Raw genomic sequence first — 15120 nt, 5'->3', positions numbered from 1 at the left:
CGAGCGGGCGCGCGGCGGCACCCGACGGCCTCGAACGGCAGATTTCTATGGTTGAGCCTCACGGCGACACGACGTCCTTCGACGACCTCGACCTCGGCATCGTCACGCTCGACCGGGACCGCCGCGTCGTGCGCTGGAACCGCTGGATAGCCGAACATTCCGGGATCGCCGATGCCGACGCCCGGGGCCGGCGCTTCTTCGACCTGTTCCCGCGCATCGCCGAAAGCCGGCTCAGCCACGCCGTGGACGATGCGCTCGACAGCGGCATGTCGTCGGTGGTGTCGCACTATCTGAACCCGGAGCTGCTGCCGCTGGACACCGAAGCGGCCGGCGGGCGCCAGGACGTGCACCAGTCCATCGTCGTGCGGCCGCTCGGCAGCGGCACCTGCCTGCTGCAGGTGTACGACATCTCGGCCGCGGTGCGGCGCGAGCAGCAGTTGCGCCAGGGGCGGGCGGCGCGCTACCGCGCCATCGTCGACACCGCCACCGACGCCATCGTCACCGTCGACGAGGCCGGCCTCGTGCAGACCGCCAACCGCGCCGCCGCGTCGCTGTTCGACTGCAGCGAGAGCGAGCTGGTCGGCACCGCGATCGCCCGGCGCATCACGCCCTTCATCGAGGGGCGCGCCCGCGTCGAACGCGCCGGCGGCGGCGAGGTCCACGTCGACATCTCCATCACGCGCTGGACCGCCGAGGGACGCAACTTCTACACGGCGATCATGCGCGACGTCTCCGCGCGCATCGAGATGGAGCGCACCATCATCGCCGCCAAGGAGGAGGCGGTGGCCGCCCGCATCGCCGCGGAGCAGGCCAACCGTGCCAAGTCCAAGTTCCTGGCCGCCGCCACCCACGACCTGCGCCAGCCGGTGCAGTCCCTGATGCTGTTCTCGTCGGCGCTGGGCGCCCGCGCCGTCGACGAGCGGTCGAAGACGCTGGTCGGCCACATGGACCACGCGCTCAACGCGCTCAAGGGGCTGCTGGACAGCCTGCTCGACATCTCCAAGCTGGACGCCGGCATCGTCACGGCCAAGGTCGAGGCGACGGACCTCGGGCCGCTCCTCGCCTCCATCGACCACGGCTTCCGCCCGATCGCCGAGGCCAAGGGGCTGGCGTGGTCGGTGGAAGGGCCGGCGCAGATGACCGTGCGCAGCGACGCCACCCTGCTCGGCCGCATGATCCGCAATCTGGTGGAGAACGCCATCCGCTACACCGACCGGGGCGCCGTGCGGGTGATGGCGACGGCGGAGGAGGCCCATCTGCGCGTCACCGTGACCGACACCGGCATCGGCATCCCGCCGGAGAGCCTGGACGAGATCTTCACCGAGTTCCACCAGCTCGCCAATCCCGAGCGCGACCAAAAGTTGGGCCTCGGCCTCGGCCTCGCCATCGTGCGGCGGCTGTCGCAGCTTCTCGACCATCCGGTCGAGGTCCGCTCGACGCCCGGCCAAGGCTCCACCTTCACCATCACCGTGCCGCTCGAACCCAGCGAGGGCGACACCGTCGCCGCCGACCCCGCCCCGGTCGCCGCCAACGGACGCACCGTGGTGGTGATCGAGGACAACGCGGTGGTTCTGATGGGCCTGCAGGGCATCCTGGAGCAGTGGGGATACCGGGTGCTGCCGGCGGAATCCTGCGACGATGCGCTGCAGGCGCTCGACGCGGCAGGCTCCGCGCCGGACGCCATCGTCGCCGACTACCGGCTCCGCCACAAGCGCACCGGCACCGAAGCGATCCGCACCATCCGCGCCCGCTATGGCAGCGCCATCCCCGGCCTGATGCTGACCGGTGAGAACAGCCCGGACTGCCTGCACGACGGCCGCACCGAGGGGTTCGCCATCCTGCACAAGCCGATCGAGCCGGAACAGCTCCGCTACGCGCTCGGCGCCGCCCTCGGTCCGGACGCGTCGCGGCACTGAAGCGTCCTCACCGGAAAATAAAAAGAAAACCGGTGGCCATCGGTCTTCCGGATCACCAGCAGAGAAACCCCAGGGGCACTGCCTCCGGGGTTCAGTTCTGCATTATATTTTAAAGTATTTGGCGTTTCCTCCCGGAAATCGTTCCAGCTTATGCCGTTCGATTTCGCGTGGCGGTTTTATGCCAGAAGAGTCCCTTTCGCGGAAGGGGACAATGGTCGTATCCCGACTCGCTTTCGTCGGGGTGACCATCAGACCAAGGTAGGGCCTCACCGTCACGGCACCTAGCCGAAAGTGCAGGTGGCAACCCACCCCCCTGGCGGGGCGCCCGGCGAGCGGAACGGTGCTCCGCCGAACGGCCACCTGACCGGGCATCTCCGGCGGTTGCGTGCCTGTTCGACGGCCGCCAGCACCACGCGCCCTGGGCGCCCCGGGCGCCATCAGACGTCGGCGGGCGCCGTCAGGCGTCGGCGGGCGCCGCCCCACGGTCCTTCAAGGCGTCCAGGGCCTGGGATTCGATCTCGGCCAGTTCCGCCACGGTGGCGTCCAGGTCCTGGCGCTGCTTCTCCAACTCGGCGAGGCGGTGGCGCACGCGGCCGAGCAAAAGGGTGAGCTGGCCGACGTTGCCGCGCTCCAGGTTGTAGAGGTCGAGATACTCCTTGATCTCGGCCAGCGAGAAGCCCAGCCGCTTGCCCCGCAGGATCAGCGTCAGCCGGGCCCGGTCGCGCTTGGTGTAGACACGGTTGTTGCCGAGCCGTTCGGGCGAGAGCAGGCCCTTGACCTCGTAGAATCGCAGCGCCCGCGGCGTGATCCCCAGATCCGCCGCGAGCTGGTTGACGGTGTAGAGATCTTCCATCGGGCGCCCTTCGCGGTTCGTTCCGGACGGTACGGCGTTCCGGTGCGCCGCCCGTTGACGCGCACGTCACCGGATTGTCGCCGGGTCCACCTGTGTTGGTAACACACGGACGCGCTGCCCACCAAGGCAGCCGTTTCCCCCGTCCGCCCCGGCACAGCCGCCCCGTCTTCGCCGGCGCCGCGGACGTCCGCCAGACGCGCACTCTTCGGTCGCAAACCGATCGCAGCCCTCGGCAGCGCCTCCGCGGCGCCGGCGGGGCACCACCCTATTGACGGCGATGCTCCCGTTATTCCGTTGACGTAAACGTAACCCATTCCCACTGTCAAAGATCATCCACGGTCTGTGTTCGGAGCTTCCCCATGGTCGACGATCTGGTTCGCGGCATGCAGGCGCGCTCGACGGAGCTGCGCGGCCTGAACGCTCGGGTGCGTTTCGTGCTGGGCGGTCCCGGCGAGACCATCCTGGTGGATGCGCGCTCCACCCCGGTGGCGGTGACGCGGGCCGACGGCGAGGCCGACTGCACCCTGCGCCTGTCGCCGGAGAACCTGGCGAAGCTGATGGACGGCCGCCTCAACCCGATGCTGGCCTACAGCATGGGCAAGCTGAAGGTCGAAGGCTCCCCCGGGGTCGCCATGAAGCTGGCGTCGCTGCTGGACGGCTGACGCGTCACTCGGACGGCGCTTCGGCAGCGGATTGACGCCCGTCCGCATACCGGATACCGTTTGTGCAAAGACGAGCTTCGGAGCCCCATGACGGGCGGGGCGGTGCCAGACCGGGAACCCGGCGGCCGCATCCCGCGGGACTTCGGGGAGGGTTCGGGACAGCGGTGGCCGGCGGCGCGTCCTTCGTGCCGCCGGTTCCGTTCTCACCGGGCCGCAGCGGCCAGCTTCGCCGCGGGCCGCGCGTGCGCATGGGTGCCGCCCGTCGACGAGTTCACCGCGGTCCGGCCGCCCCTCCGTCCGATGGCATCACACCCGCTTGGCGATCACACCCGCTTGGCGACCGTCGGCCGCGGCGGCGGGGCGGTCTCGGCCACGGTGAAGGCGGCGCGCACGGCGGCGGCGGCGCGGTCGGCCTCGGCCTCGCTGCGGGCATGGACCACCGCCAGCGGCCGGCCCTGCGGCCCCACCCTCTCGCCCGGCGCGGCGACGGCGTCCAGACCGACGGCATGGTCGACGGCGTCGCTCGCCTGAACGCGCCCGCCGCCCAGCCCGATGACGGCGACGCCGAGCGCCCGGGTGTCGACCGCGGCGACGACGCCCTCGTGCGCCGCCGGCACGGGGCGGCACACCGGGGCGGCCGCGAGATGGCGGCCGGGGCGCTCCAGCAGGTCGGCCGGGCCGCCCAGCGCCGTCACCATGCGGGCGAACCGCTCGGCCGCGGCGCCGCTGGACAGGGCGTCGTCGAAGCGCCGCCGCGCCGTGGCGACGTCGGGCGCCAGTTCCGCCAGCACCAGCAGTTCGGCGGTGAGGGCGGCGGTCACCTCGCGCAGCCGCGGGTCGGCCGGCTCGCCGCGCAGCATGGCGACGGCCTCGCGCATCTCCAGGGCGTTGCCGGCGGACCGGCCGAGCACCTGGTTCATGTCGGTGAGCAGCGCCACCGCCGGCAGGCCGGCGCCGGCCGCCACGGTGACGATGCTCTCGGCGAGCGCCTCGGCGTCCTCCAGCGAGACCATGAAGGCGCCCGAGCCGAACTTCACGTCCATCACCAGCCCGTCGAGCCCCGCCGCCAGCTTCTTGGCCAGGATCGAGGCGGTGATGAGGTCGAGGGACTCCACCGTCGCGGTGACGTCGCGGATGGCGTAGAGGCGGCGGTCGGCCGGGGCGATGTCGGTGGTGGCGCCGATCACCGCGCACCCCACCTCGCGGACCACCCGCTGCACGGTCGCCAGATCGGGCTGGGACCGGTAGCCGGGGATGCTGTCGAACTTGTCCAGGGTGCCGCCGGTGTGGCCGAGGCCGCGCCCCGACACCATCGGCACGAAGCCGCCGCAGGCGGCGACCGCCGGGGCGAGGATCAGGCTGACCTTGTCGCCGACGCCGCCGGTCGAGTGCTTGTCCAGCACCGGGCCCGGCAGGTCGAGCGGCCGCCAGTCCAGCACCGTGCCGGAGCCGGCCATGGCGCGGGTGAGCGCCACCCGCTCGTCGAGACGCAGGCCGCGGAAGAAGACGGCCATGGCGAAGGCGGCCGCCTGCCCCTCGCCGACCGTACCGTCGACGATGCCGCGCACGAAGGCCTCGATCTCGGCGGCCGCGAGGAGATGGCCGTCGCGCTTGCGGCGGATGAACTCCTGGGGCAGGAAGGCGGACGGGCGGGTCAACACGGCCTCAGTACGCTTCGGCCGTGTCCTTGCCGACCGCCCCGCCCTCGCCCAGCACCTCCAGCAGCGAGTCGAGCAGGGCGGAGGCGCCGAAGCGGAAGGTTTCCGGCGTCACCCAGCTCCTGCCCATCACGGCGTCGGCGAGGTGCAGGAAGCCGGCCGCCGCCGCCGCGTCGCGCATCCCGCCGGCCGCCTTGAAGCCGACGGCGCGGCCGGACTGGCCGATGGCGTGCAGGATCAGGGCGGCGTTCTCCAAGGTGGCCGCCGGCTCAAGACGGCCGGTGGAGGTCTTCAGGAAGTCGGCGCCGGCGTTGATGGCGTCGCGCGCCGCCCAGTCCAGGAGGTCGGCGTCGGGAAAGGCGCCGGCCTCCAGGATGACTTTCATGACCACGTCCGGGCCGCACGCCTCGCGGCAGGCGCGGATCAGGTTGAGCGGCTGGGTGCGCGCGCCCTCGATGAAGCTGCGGTAGGGCAGGACGACGTCCACCTCCTGGGCGCCGTCGGCGATGGCGGCGGCGGTCTCCGCCACCACGCCGGCGCTGTCGCCGTCGCCGCCGGGGAAGTTGACGACGGTGGCGACCCGCACCGGCGTCCCCTTCAGCGCCTTGCGCGCCGGCTTGACGAAGCGCGGCCAGACGCACACCGCCGCCACCGGCCCGACCGGCGTGACGGCGCGCCGGCACAGGGCGGCGACGCGCGGCTCGGTGTCGTCGTCGTTGAGACTGGTCAGGTCGAGAAGCGCTACGGCGCGACGGGCCGCCTCGGGCGACGCCGCGACGGTGGCAGCGTCGTCGACGACGAGCTGCAGGTCGGCGGAGAGTTTCATCGCTGGTTCACGTCCTCTTCCGTCAGTCCTTCCAGAAACCCGACCAGCAGCCGTTCCAGGTCGCCGGCGGCGGCCGCGGCGGTGCGAAGCGTGTGCCCGTGGTCGACCGGTCCGTCGGCGATGCCGACGCCGAGGTTGGTGATCACCGCGCAGCCGACGACGCGCAAGCCGCAGTGCCGCGCCACGATGCATTCGGGCACCGTCGACATGCCCACCGCGTCGGCGCCCAGAACTCTCAACATGCGCACTTCGGCCGGCGTCTCGAAACTGGGGCCGAGCCAGGCGGCGTAGACCCCCTCCGCCAGGGCGACGCCGGCGCCGGCCGCGGCGGCATGCAGCCGCCGGCGCAGCTCCGGGTCCCAGGCCTCGACCAGGCTGGGAAAGCGCGGGCCCACCGCGTCGTCGTTGGGGCCGACCAGCGGGTTGGTCCCCAGGAGGTTGAGATGGTCGGCGATCGCCATCAGCCGTCCCGGCCCGACCTCGGGGCGCAGCGAGCCGGCGGCGCAGGTCAGCACGAGGACGCCGCAGCCGACCAGCTTGAGCGCGCGGATGGCGGTGCGCAGCGGCGCGAAGTCGCCCCCCTCGTAGGCGTGCACGCGGCCCTGCATGCAGGCCACCGCCTGGCCGCCGAGCCGGCCCAGCACCAGGCGGCCGGCGTGCCCCTCCACCAGCGGCGTCGGGAACCCCGGCAGCTCGGCGTAGGGGATCGCCACGGCGCCCTCGATCCGGTCGGCGATGGCGCCCAGCCCGGAACCGAGCACCAGCCCGACCCGCGGGTGCAGGTCGTGGGCGCGGACCAGGATGTCGGCGGCGGCGCGTGCGGCGGTCATCTCCGTCCCTCTCCCTCGCCTCGCGGGCCCAGGATGTCGGGCCCGAACGAATGCGGCAGCAGTTCGCCCAAGGTGAACGTCCGGCGCAAGCCTTCCGGTCCGCAGACGTGCACCGGGGCGTCGTCCGCGGCGAATTCCCTGAGGCGCTGGCGGCAGCCGCCGCACGGCGTGCACAGCAGGCCGTCCGCCGCTTCGCCGCCCATCACCACCACCGCGGCGATGCGCCGTTCGCCGGCCGCCACCATGGCGCCGATGGCCGAGGCCTCGGCGCACTGACCCTGGGGATAGGCGGCGTTCTCCACGTTCGCCCCGGCGAAGACGGCGCCCGAGTCGGTGCGCAGCGCCGCCCCCACGGGGAAGCCGGAATAGGGGGCGTGGGCGTTGGCCCGGGCGGCGCGCGCCGCGGCGATCAGGGGGGCCAGGGCGTCGTCGCTCACCGCCTCATCGCTCCTTCGCGTAGGGGATGCCGCTCGCCTTGGGCGCCACCGCGCGGCCGACGAAGCCGGCCAGCAGCAGCACCGTCAGCACATAGGGCAGCATCTGGATGAACTGCACGGGGATCGTGCCGACCAGCGGCACCACCACCCCCTGCAGGCGCACCTGAACGGCGTCGGCCAGGGCGAACAGCAGGCAGGCGGCCAGGGTCGGCCACGGCCGCCACTTGCCGAAGATCAGCGCGGCCAGCGCCAGATAGCCCTTGCCGGCGGTCATGTCGCGCACGAAGCCGGCGCCGTGGGCGATGGACAGGTAGGCCCCGGCCATGCCGGTCAGGGCGCCGGTCAGCAGCAGCGCCCGGTAGCGCAGGCCCGCCACCGAGATGCCGGCGGTGTCGACCGCCGCCGGGTTCTCGCCGACCGCCCGCAGGCGCAGGCCGAAGCGGGTGCGGGCGAGCACGCCGCTGGTCGCCACCACCACCGCCAGCGCGACCCACACCAGCACGTTGTTGCCGTCGATCAGCACGTCGTAGACCGTGCCCAGCACCGGCACCGTGTCGGCCAGGGGGCCGGGCAGATCGACGTCGGGCAGCCGCTCGCCGGCCTTGAGCAGCGGCGTCTGGCCGCCCTGCTGGAACCAGGCGAGCGCCAGGGTCGGCGCCAGCCCGGCGACCAGGATGTTGATCGCCATGCCCGACACCACCTGGTTGCCGCCGTAGGTGACGCAGGCGAGGCCGTGCACCAGGGCCAGGGCCACGCCGGCGGCCATGGCGGCGAGCAGGCCGAGCCAGGCGCTGCCGGTGAGCGCGGCGACGGCGGCGCCGAAGAAGGCACCGGCCAGCATCTTGCCTTCCAGCCCGATGTCGACGACGCCGGCACGCTCGCAATAGAGGCCGGCGAAGGCCGCCAGCACCAGCGGGGTCGCCACGCGGACGGTGGCGTCGACGATCAGCAGCAGCGTCATCAGCGCGTCGGCCATCGCCCTACCCCGCCTCGGCGGCGAAACGACGCCCGCGCATCGCCGCCTCGATGCGCGGCCGGAACAAGTTCTCCATGGCCCCAGCCATGAGGATGACGAGCCCCTGGATGACCATCACGAGGTCGCGGTTGACGGCGGGAAAGTCGAAGGAGATGTTGGCGCCGCCCTGGGCCAGCACGCCGAACAGCAGCGCCGCCGGCACGATCCCCAGGGGATGGCTGCGCCCCATCAGCGCCACGGCGATGCCGACGAAGCCGGCGCCGTTGACGACGTTGAGGATCAGCCGGTGCTGGGCGCCGAGGATGTCGTTGACGCCGGCCAGCCCGGCGAGCGCCCCCGACAGCACCATGGCGAGGATGACGACGCGCCCCGGCCGGATGCCGGCGTAGACGGCGGCGCGCTCGTTGCGGCCCACCGTGCGCAACTCGTAGCCCCAGCGGGTGTGCCAGACGAACACCCACACCGCCGCGCAGGCGGCCAGCGCCAGCAGGAAGGAGAGGTTGAGGGGGGAGCGCGCGACCTCGACGCCCATCCAGGCGAACACCCGGTCGACGGTGGGCAGCCACGATTCCGGGGCGAAGGAACGCGACTCCGGCGACTGCTGGCCCGGCTTGATCAGGACGTCGACGAGCAGCCAGGTCATCACCGCGGCGGCGATGAAGTTGAACATGATGGTGGTGATGACGACGTGGCTGCCGCGCCGCGCCTGCAGCCAGCCCGGCACGAACGCCCAGCCCGCGCCGAACAGCGCCGCCGTGACGGTGCCGGCCAGCGCCACCGCCGGCCACGGCCAGCCCGACAGCGCCAGGCCCGCCAGCCCGGCGCCGAGCCCGCCGATGTAGGCCTGCCCCTCGCCGCCGATGTTGAACAGGCCGGCATGGAAGGCGACCGCCACCGCCAGCCCGGTGAAGACGTAGTTGGTGGTGAAGTAGAGCGTGTAGCCGATCGCCTCGGGATAGCCCAGCGCCTCCACCACCATCAGCCGCAGGACGGCCAGCGGATTCTCGCCGATCGCCAGGATGACCAGGCTCGACAGCGCGAAGGCGGCGACCAGGTTGACCAGCGGGATCAACCCCCAGTCGACCCACCGCGGCAGCGTGCTCCCCCCACCCGCCATCCGACCTCCCGACCGCGACCGCCTCACGGACCGTGACAGTGCCGTGCCGCACGCACGAGCGCAAGGGCGCGACGGTGATAGTGCCGGCCGCTCCCTCAGGCCGTCGCCGACGGCGCCATGAGCGCCCGGTACGCCATCTGGTCGTCGTAGAGCCGCTGGAACACCCGGTACTTGCGGTCGTGATAGCCGCGCAACGCGCCGTCGGCCGGCGGCACGACCCGGCCCGCCCGGCTCATGCCGGACATGCCGGCCGGCACGTCGGCGTAGGCGCCGGCCGCCACGGCCCCCAGGACGGCGGCGCCGAGCAGCACCGCCTCCGGCTCCTCCGGCAGGACGAGGGCGCACCCCAGCGCGTCGGCGTGCGCCTGCACGAACACCGGATTCTTCGTCCCGCCGCCGCAGGCGAGCAGCGTGTCGATGGCATAGCCGCAGCCGTTCATCGTCTCGACGATGTGGCGGGTGCCGTAGGCGACGGCCTGCACCGTCGCCAGGTAGAGCAGCGCCAAGTCGTCGAGGCTGTCGGCCAGGCGCAGGCCGCTGATCATGCCGCGCAGGCTGGCGTCGGCGCGCGGCGAGCGGTTGCCGTGGAAGTCGGGCAGCACGTGCAGGTCGCGGGTCAGCTCGGCGACGGCGACGCCGTCGCGCGCCGCCATGGCGGCGAGGTGCTCGTTCAGCACGAGGTAGACCGACTCGTCGACCGCCCGCGCCCGCGCGGCGAGGTCGGCATGGCGCGGGTGGCCGTGCACCACGTGGTCGATCAGGGCGCCGGTCGCCGACTGGCCGCCCTCGTTCAGCCACAGGCCGGGGACCATGGCGGAGAAGTAGGGGCCCCAGACGCCGGGGATGAAGCGGGGCGCGCCGCGGCTCACCGCCATGTGGCAGCTCGACGTGCCGCCGACGAGGGCGAGGCGCCGGTCGAAGTCGACGGCGCCCTCGCCGGGGATGGCGGCGCCGAGGACGCCGACGCCGCCGGCGTGGGCGTCGATCAGCGAGGTGCCCACCGGCGTGCCGGGCCGCAGCCCGAGTTCGCCGGCCGCCCGCGCCGACAGCCCGCCGGGAACGGCGCTGCCGACCGCGCCGACATCGGTGCCGATGCGGGCATGCCCCTCCTCCACGAGGTCGCCGAGGCCGATGGCGCGCAGGAACCCGTCGTCCCAGCGGCCCTCGTGGCCGAGATAGGTCCACTTGCACACCAGCGAGCACAGCGAGCGCCGCGGCGATCCGGTGGCGCGCCAGGTCAGGAAGTCCGGCAGGTCGAGGAAATGGCCGGCGCGGCGCCAGCTCTCCGGCAGGTTCTCCTTCAGCCACAGGAGCTTGGGCGTCTGCATCTCGAGCGACACGCGGCCGCCGACGTAGCGCAGCACGTCGTGGCCGCCGGCGTTGATCCGCGCGGCCTGGTCGTCGGCGCGGTGGTCCATCCAGACGATGACGTTGCGGGTGTCGCCGCCGTCGACGTCCACCGTCACCGGGCGCCCGGCCGGGTCGAGCACCACCAGGGAGCAGGTGGCGTCGAAGCCGATCCCCACCACGTCGGGCGCCGCGGCGCAGCCCTCCAACGCCTCGCGCACCGCGGCGCACACGCTGGACCAGATGTCGTCCGACGACTGCTCCGCCCATTCCGGGGCCGGCCGCCACAGCCGGATCGGCCGCGTGGCCGTCGCCAGCCGGCGCCCCTCCAGGTCGAAGATCCCGGCGCGGGCGCTGCCCGTGCCGACGTCCACCCCGATGACCGCCCGTGTCATGATCCTTCCCTCCGGGGCCCGGCCTCAGGCCGCCCCCGCTCCGTCGAGGCCGGCGCAGAAGGCCTCGAACGCCTCGCGCGTGGCGTAGGACTTCTGGGTGCCCGGCCGGGTGATGCTGTCGGCAGCATAGCGCACCGCCAGGCGCAGAGCCTTGTCGAGGTCGCGGCCCTCCACATAGTAGCGCGCGAAGCTGCCGATGAAGGCGTCGCCGGCCCCCGTGGTGTCGACCGGACGGACCGCCACCGGGTCGATCCGCCGCGCCGCCGTGCCGGCCGTCACCAGCAGCGCGCCGCGCGCGCCCAGCGTGACGATCACCGTGCGGATGCCCCGCCCGATCAGGCGCCGCGCCGCCGTCTCGGCTTCGGCCTCGGTGGTCACCGGCAGGCCGGAGATGGTGGCGAGCTCGGTCTGGTTGGGCACCAGGAAGGTCACCCGTTCGATCCGCGCGGGATCGAGGTCGGCCGCCGCCGGGGCGGGGTTGAGCAAGGTCTCGATGCCGTGGCGGGCGCCGAAGGCGATGGTGTGGTAGACCGTTTCCAGCGGCACCTCGAGCTGCAGGACGATCAGGTCGCACGCCCGCAGCGCGTCGGCGGCGCGGTCGACATCGGCCGGCGACAGCAGGGCGTTGGCGCCCTTGACGATGAGGATGCTGTTCTCGCCCGACGGCTCGACGAAGATCGGCGCCACCCCGCTCGACGTGCCGGGCACCCGCTCGACGAAGCGGGTGTCGATCCCGCAGGCGCCGAAGTTGCGGATCGTGTTGTCGGCGAAGATGTCGTCGCCGACCTTGGTGACCATCAGCACCTCGGCCCCCAGGCGCGCCGCGGCGACGGCCTGGTTGGCGCCCTTGCCGCCGCAGCCCATCTCGAAGCGCGGCGCCTCGATCGTCTCGCCCGGCGCCGGCATGCGGTCGGTGTAGGTGATCAGGTCGACCATGTTGCTGCCGACCACGGCGATCCTGCCCGGCATGGCGGTGTCCTCCCTCGTCACAGTGCGCGGATGGCGCGTTCGGCGGCCTCGGCCTCGGCGGGCGCGAGATAGCCGAGCCGCACCGAGAAGCGGCGCGTCGCCCCGCCCTCCAGGGTCTGCACGTTGCCCTTGGCGCGCTCGGCGGCGTAGCCCTCCGGCTCGCAGGTGGAGGGCAGCGCGAAGGCGCAGACCTTCTGGTCGCTGTTGACCAGCACCCAGCGCACCGTCCTGGGGAAGCTGGCGACGTCGTAGGCGATGTGGAAGGCGTCGCCCTCGCGCCGGCGCAGCATCAGCGCGGTGCGCCCGTCGGCCGCGGCGCGCAGGCCGCGGACGTAGAACACCTGCTCGGGATCGTAGCGCGCGGGCTCGTCGAGCACCTCCATGACCGAGGGATCGCGCGCCAGCTCCTCCAGCAGGGCGTCGTAGGCCGGGCTGCGCGGCACGTGGGCCGGCACCTGGGTGCGCACCACGGTGCATTCCGGCGTGAAGGGAGCGGGCTGGACGATGCGCGCGCCCTCGGCGAAGGCGAAGTTGACGTGGCACATGTACATGAGGTCCATGGCCGCGCCGGAGCGGTTCTCCACCGCCATCTCGATGTCGAACAGGGTGGAGTCGGGGCGCAGCACGACCCGCGGCCGCGCCGCGTAGTGGGCGCCGAAGCCCATCACGTACTCGCGCAGCCCCGTCACCGCCAGGTAGGGCCCCTCGCCGTCCTCGCCGATCTCCAGGCCGGCCTCGTCCATCGGCGCGCACGGCATCTCGCCGTGCAGGGGGTGGCTGTCCTGCGGGCCCGGGCAGCCGTTGCGCAGCAGGCCGGAATGGAAGGCGAAGCAGCCGTAGGTGCCGACGATCACGTCGGCCGGCCGCGGCATGGCGAACATGTTGGCCATGGTCAGGTCGACGCCGTCGAACACCGCGTCCCACACCATCTGCCCGAAATAGGGCAGCACCACGAGGTGGCCGCGGCGGTTGGCGAGGCGGACCGCCTCGATGCCGCTGTCGTAGCGGAACAGGCCGGCGGTCATGCCGGCCGCCTCGACGACGGTCCGCTCGGCCTCGCCGAAGAAGGTCCTGCGGAGATGGACTGCGGATCGGACGGTCATGGTTTCCCCCTCCGGCGCCCGCTCAGCGGGTGCGCGTCTTGAAGGCGTTGATGGCGATCACCAGCAGCAGGAAGCCGCCCCAGATGAAATCGATGAGATGGTTGGAGAAGCGCAGGATCTGGAAGCCGCTGGACAGCAGCATCAGGGCCAGCACGGCGATCGACACGCCGAGCACGGTGCCCCGCCCGCCGGCCGGGTTGGTGCCGCCGAGCACGGCGATCAGCACCGCCTGCAGCAGGTACGAGGTGCCGTAGTCCGACTTGGCGGCGTTGGTCCGCCCCGACAGGATGATTCCGGCCACGGAGGCGAGGACGCCGGTCAGCACGTAGCTCCAGAACACCATGCGCTCGCGCTTCAGACCGGCGAACAGGGCCGCCTTCGGGTTGGTGCCGATCAGCATGAGGTTGACGCCGAAGGTGGTGCGCGACAGCACGAAGGCGATCAGCGCCGCCAGCAGCACGAACAGGACGAAGGGGGTGGCGAGCCCGAGGATCTTGCCGTTGCCGAGGAAGGTCCAGGCCGCGGGGAAGCCGACGATGGCCGGGCCGCCGGTCAGCACGATGGCCAGCCCGGTGAAGACCTGGCCGCTGCCGAGCGTCGCCAGGATCGGCGTGATGCCCAGGCGGGTGATGAGGAAGCCGTTGATCGCCCCCGCGACCACCCCGGTGCCGAGCGCCACGACGCCGCCCAGCAGCACCACCATGACCCCGGTGTCGGCCATTCCCGCGGCACCGGCCAGCCGGTGGAAGACCACGCCGGCGAGGATGCCCGAGAGGTTGGCCACGCCGACCACCGACAGGTCGATGCCGCCGGTCAGCATGGCGATCATCATGGCGATGGACAGCAGCCCGAGCTCCGGGAAGATGTAGGTGATCGATTCGAAGTTGTAGTAGCGCAGGAACTTGTCGGGGCTCAGCGCCGTCATCACGGCGAAGATCAGCACCGTCATCACCACGAGCTGGACGATGTTGTTGTCGCGGTTGATGAGGGCGCGGACATCGAGCGGGTGCTTCATGGCGGCTGCGTTCCTCATGATCCCACCCCCCTCACGCCTGGCGACGGCGGTCGCGCCACGCCGTCACGGCGGTGGCGACGATGATGATGACGCCCACCACCACCCGCTGCCAGGTGGTGTCGACCTTCATGATGATGAGGCTGTTCTTGACCATCACGAGCATGAAGACGCCGAGCATCGTCCCCAGCACCGTGCCGCGCCCGCCGAAGATGGAGGCGCCGCCCAGCACCACGGCGGCGATCACGTCGAGCTCCAGGCCGACGAAGTCGCGCGGATTGGCCAGCCAGATCATGCCGCTGTGCAGCAGCCCGGCGAAGCCGGCGAGGGCGCCGGCGGTGCAGTAGATGAAGAAGATGGTGCGGCGCAGGTCGAAGCCGGCGCGCCGCGCCGCCTCGGCGTCGCCGCCCAGCGCGTAGGCGCTGCGCCCGATCATGGTGTGGCGCAGCACCAGGTGCATCAGCACCGCCAGGCCGAAATAGACCAGCACCATGGCGGTCAGCCCGTAGGTCGTGCCGTTGTCCTTCACCAGGCTGACGACCTCGACCTTGGCGAAGTCCATCAGCGCGTCCGGCATCCGGTTGATGTTGATCATGCTGGTGCCGACGACGCCGAGCAGGAAGCCGCGCACCATGGCGCCGGTGCCGAGCGTCACGATCAGCGGGATCATGCGGAATTTGTAGACGAAGAGGGCGTTGAGGCAGCCCAACAGCAGGCCGATCACCGCGGCGGTCAGGAAGGGCAGCGCCACGCCGTCGTAGCCCAGGTACAGCATGCCCTTGACCGTCAGGTACATGGCGGCGACGGCGAAGGCCGGGAACGAGACGTCGATGCCGCCGGAGATCATGACCAGCAGCACGCCCAGCGCCATGATGCCGATGATCACGTTGCTGCGCAGCAGGCTGAACAGGTTGTCGAGCTGCCAGAAGGCCGGGTTGACCAGGCCGATGAGGATCATGGCGAGCAGCAGGATGCCCGCGATGACCGTTTCCGAGCGTCGGAGCCAGGCCATCATGTCC

Annotated in this window: 14 protein-coding genes; 2 read left to right on the top strand and 12 right to left on the bottom strand. The window is 72.2% G+C overall.

Annotated elements, in window-relative coordinates; all coding sequences use genetic code 11:
• Positions 1 to 47 precede the first annotated feature (47 nt).
• The gene (locus ACSBPG_RS21170; RefSeq protein ID WP_435539198.1) at positions 48 to 1916 is read left to right on the top strand and encodes a PAS domain-containing hybrid sensor histidine kinase/response regulator; all 1869 of its coding nucleotides are present in this window, start codon (positions 48 to 50) and stop codon (positions 1914 to 1916) included.
• A 457-nt stretch (positions 1917 to 2373) separates the two neighbouring features.
• Here ACSBPG_RS21170 and ACSBPG_RS21165 read toward each other — a convergent pair whose 3' ends face one another.
• Positions 2374 to 2769, bottom strand: a complete 396-nt coding sequence (locus ACSBPG_RS21165; RefSeq protein ID WP_435539197.1) for a MerR family transcriptional regulator — start codon at positions 2767 to 2769, stop codon at positions 2374 to 2376.
• Positions 2770 to 3128: 359 nt separating this feature from the next.
• Here ACSBPG_RS21165 and ACSBPG_RS21160 point away from each other — a divergent pair, with 359 nt between their 5' ends.
• Complete coding sequence (locus tag ACSBPG_RS21160) at positions 3129 to 3431, top strand: SCP2 sterol-binding domain-containing protein (protein WP_435539196.1); 303 nt, start codon at positions 3129 to 3131, stop codon at positions 3429 to 3431.
• A gap of 323 nt (positions 3432 to 3754) precedes the next feature.
• On the opposite strand, the gene deoA is transcribed toward ACSBPG_RS21160, so the two are convergent.
• The 11 genes from deoA to ACSBPG_RS21105 all read right to left on the bottom strand — a co-directional run bounded on the left by deoA (position 3755) and on the right by ACSBPG_RS21105 (position 15113).
• Positions 3755 to 5089, bottom strand: coding sequence for a thymidine phosphorylase (gene deoA / locus ACSBPG_RS21155; RefSeq protein ID WP_435539195.1), 1335 nt, complete (start codon positions 5087 to 5089; stop codon positions 3755 to 3757).
• A gap of 7 nt (positions 5090 to 5096) precedes the next feature.
• Complete coding sequence (gene deoC, locus ACSBPG_RS21150) at positions 5097 to 5915, bottom strand: deoxyribose-phosphate aldolase (RefSeq protein WP_435539194.1); 819 nt, start codon at positions 5913 to 5915, stop codon at positions 5097 to 5099.
• The gene (locus tag ACSBPG_RS21145; protein WP_435539193.1) at positions 5912 to 6745 is read right to left on the bottom strand and encodes a purine-nucleoside phosphorylase; all 834 of its coding nucleotides are present in this window, start codon (positions 6743 to 6745) and stop codon (positions 5912 to 5914) included. The genes deoC and ACSBPG_RS21145 overlap by 4 nt, the downstream gene beginning before the upstream one ends.
• Positions 6742 to 7182: a cytidine deaminase gene (cdd, locus tag ACSBPG_RS21140; RefSeq protein WP_435539192.1), complete on the bottom strand. Its 441-nt coding sequence runs from the start codon at positions 7180 to 7182 to the stop codon at positions 6742 to 6744. Before cdd ends, ACSBPG_RS21145 begins: the two co-directional genes overlap by 4 nt.
• Positions 7183 to 7186: 4 nt before the next feature.
• Positions 7187 to 8158: an ABC transporter permease gene (locus ACSBPG_RS21135; protein WP_435539191.1), complete on the bottom strand. Its 972-nt coding sequence runs from the start codon at positions 8156 to 8158 to the stop codon at positions 7187 to 7189.
• 4 nt (positions 8159 to 8162) lie between these two features.
• Positions 8163 to 9275 carry an ABC transporter permease gene (locus ACSBPG_RS21130; RefSeq protein WP_435539190.1) on the bottom strand — a complete coding sequence of 371 codons (1113 nt, stop codon included), beginning with the start codon at positions 9273 to 9275 and terminating at the stop codon, positions 8163 to 8165.
• 95 nt (positions 9276 to 9370) lie between these two features.
• A complete protein-coding gene (locus ACSBPG_RS21125; RefSeq protein WP_435539189.1) occupies positions 9371 to 11017 on the bottom strand; it encodes an FGGY-family carbohydrate kinase in 1647 nt (548 codons plus the stop codon).
• A 24-nt stretch (positions 11018 to 11041) separates the two neighbouring features.
• Positions 11042 to 11986 carry a ribokinase gene (gene rbsK, locus ACSBPG_RS21120; protein ID WP_435539188.1) on the bottom strand — a complete coding sequence of 315 codons (945 nt, stop codon included), beginning with the start codon at positions 11984 to 11986 and terminating at the stop codon, positions 11042 to 11044.
• Positions 11987 to 12003: 17 nt separating this feature from the next.
• A complete protein-coding gene (locus ACSBPG_RS21115; protein WP_435539187.1) occupies positions 12004 to 13089 on the bottom strand; it encodes an aldose 1-epimerase family protein in 1086 nt (361 codons plus the stop codon).
• 22 nt (positions 13090 to 13111) lie between these two features.
• Entirely contained in the window at positions 13112 to 14122 is a 1011-nt protein-coding gene (locus ACSBPG_RS21110; protein ID WP_435539186.1) for an ABC transporter permease, read from the bottom strand.
• Between the two features lie 13 nt (positions 14123 to 14135).
• Positions 14136 to 15113, bottom strand: coding sequence for an ABC transporter permease (locus ACSBPG_RS21105; RefSeq protein WP_435539185.1), 978 nt, complete (start codon positions 15111 to 15113; stop codon positions 14136 to 14138).
• Positions 15114 to 15120 lie beyond the last annotated feature (7 nt).

The sequence above is a fragment of the Azospirillum sp. ST 5-10 genome, assembly GCF_051225715.1.
Taxonomy (GTDB): Bacteria; Pseudomonadota; Alphaproteobacteria; order Azospirillales; family Azospirillaceae; genus Azospirillum.
Note: the sequence above shows the minus strand (reverse complement) of the source record. Positions and strands in the feature narration are given on the sequence as shown.

What these genes read in the sequence shown, in the direction of transcription:
- ACSBPG_RS21105 (WP_435539185.1), bottom strand. Translation starts at nt 15,113, where the DNA reads ATGGCCTGGCTCCGACGCTCGGAAACGGTCATCGCGGGCATCCTGCTG.
- ACSBPG_RS21125 (WP_435539189.1), bottom strand. Translation starts at nt 11,017, where the DNA reads ATGACACGGGCGGTCATCGGGGTGGACGTCGGCACGGGCAGCGCCCGC.
- deoC (WP_435539194.1), bottom strand. Translation starts at nt 5,915, where the DNA reads ATGAAACTCTCCGCCGACCTGCAGCTCGTCGTCGACGACGCTGCCACC.
- ACSBPG_RS21135 (WP_435539191.1), bottom strand. Translation starts at nt 8,158, where the DNA reads ATGGCCGACGCGCTGATGACGCTGCTGCTGATCGTCGACGCCACCGTC.
- ACSBPG_RS21110 (WP_435539186.1), bottom strand. Translation starts at nt 14,122, where the DNA reads ATGAGGAACGCAGCCGCCATGAAGCACCCGCTCGATGTCCGCGCCCTC.
- rbsK (WP_435539188.1), bottom strand. Translation starts at nt 11,986, where the DNA reads ATGCCGGGCAGGATCGCCGTGGTCGGCAGCAACATGGTCGACCTGATC.
- ACSBPG_RS21170 (WP_435539198.1), top strand. Translation starts at nt 48, where the DNA reads ATGGTTGAGCCTCACGGCGACACGACGTCCTTCGACGACCTCGACCTC.
- ACSBPG_RS21145 (WP_435539193.1), bottom strand. Translation starts at nt 6,745, where the DNA reads ATGACCGCCGCACGCGCCGCCGCCGACATCCTGGTCCGCGCCCACGAC.
- ACSBPG_RS21130 (WP_435539190.1), bottom strand. Translation starts at nt 9,275, where the DNA reads ATGGCGGGTGGGGGGAGCACGCTGCCGCGGTGGGTCGACTGGGGGTTG.
- ACSBPG_RS21160 (WP_435539196.1), top strand. Translation starts at nt 3,129, where the DNA reads ATGGTCGACGATCTGGTTCGCGGCATGCAGGCGCGCTCGACGGAGCTG.
- ACSBPG_RS21165 (WP_435539197.1), bottom strand. Translation starts at nt 2,769, where the DNA reads ATGGAAGATCTCTACACCGTCAACCAGCTCGCGGCGGATCTGGGGATC.
- ACSBPG_RS21115 (WP_435539187.1), bottom strand. Translation starts at nt 13,089, where the DNA reads ATGACCGTCCGATCCGCAGTCCATCTCCGCAGGACCTTCTTCGGCGAG.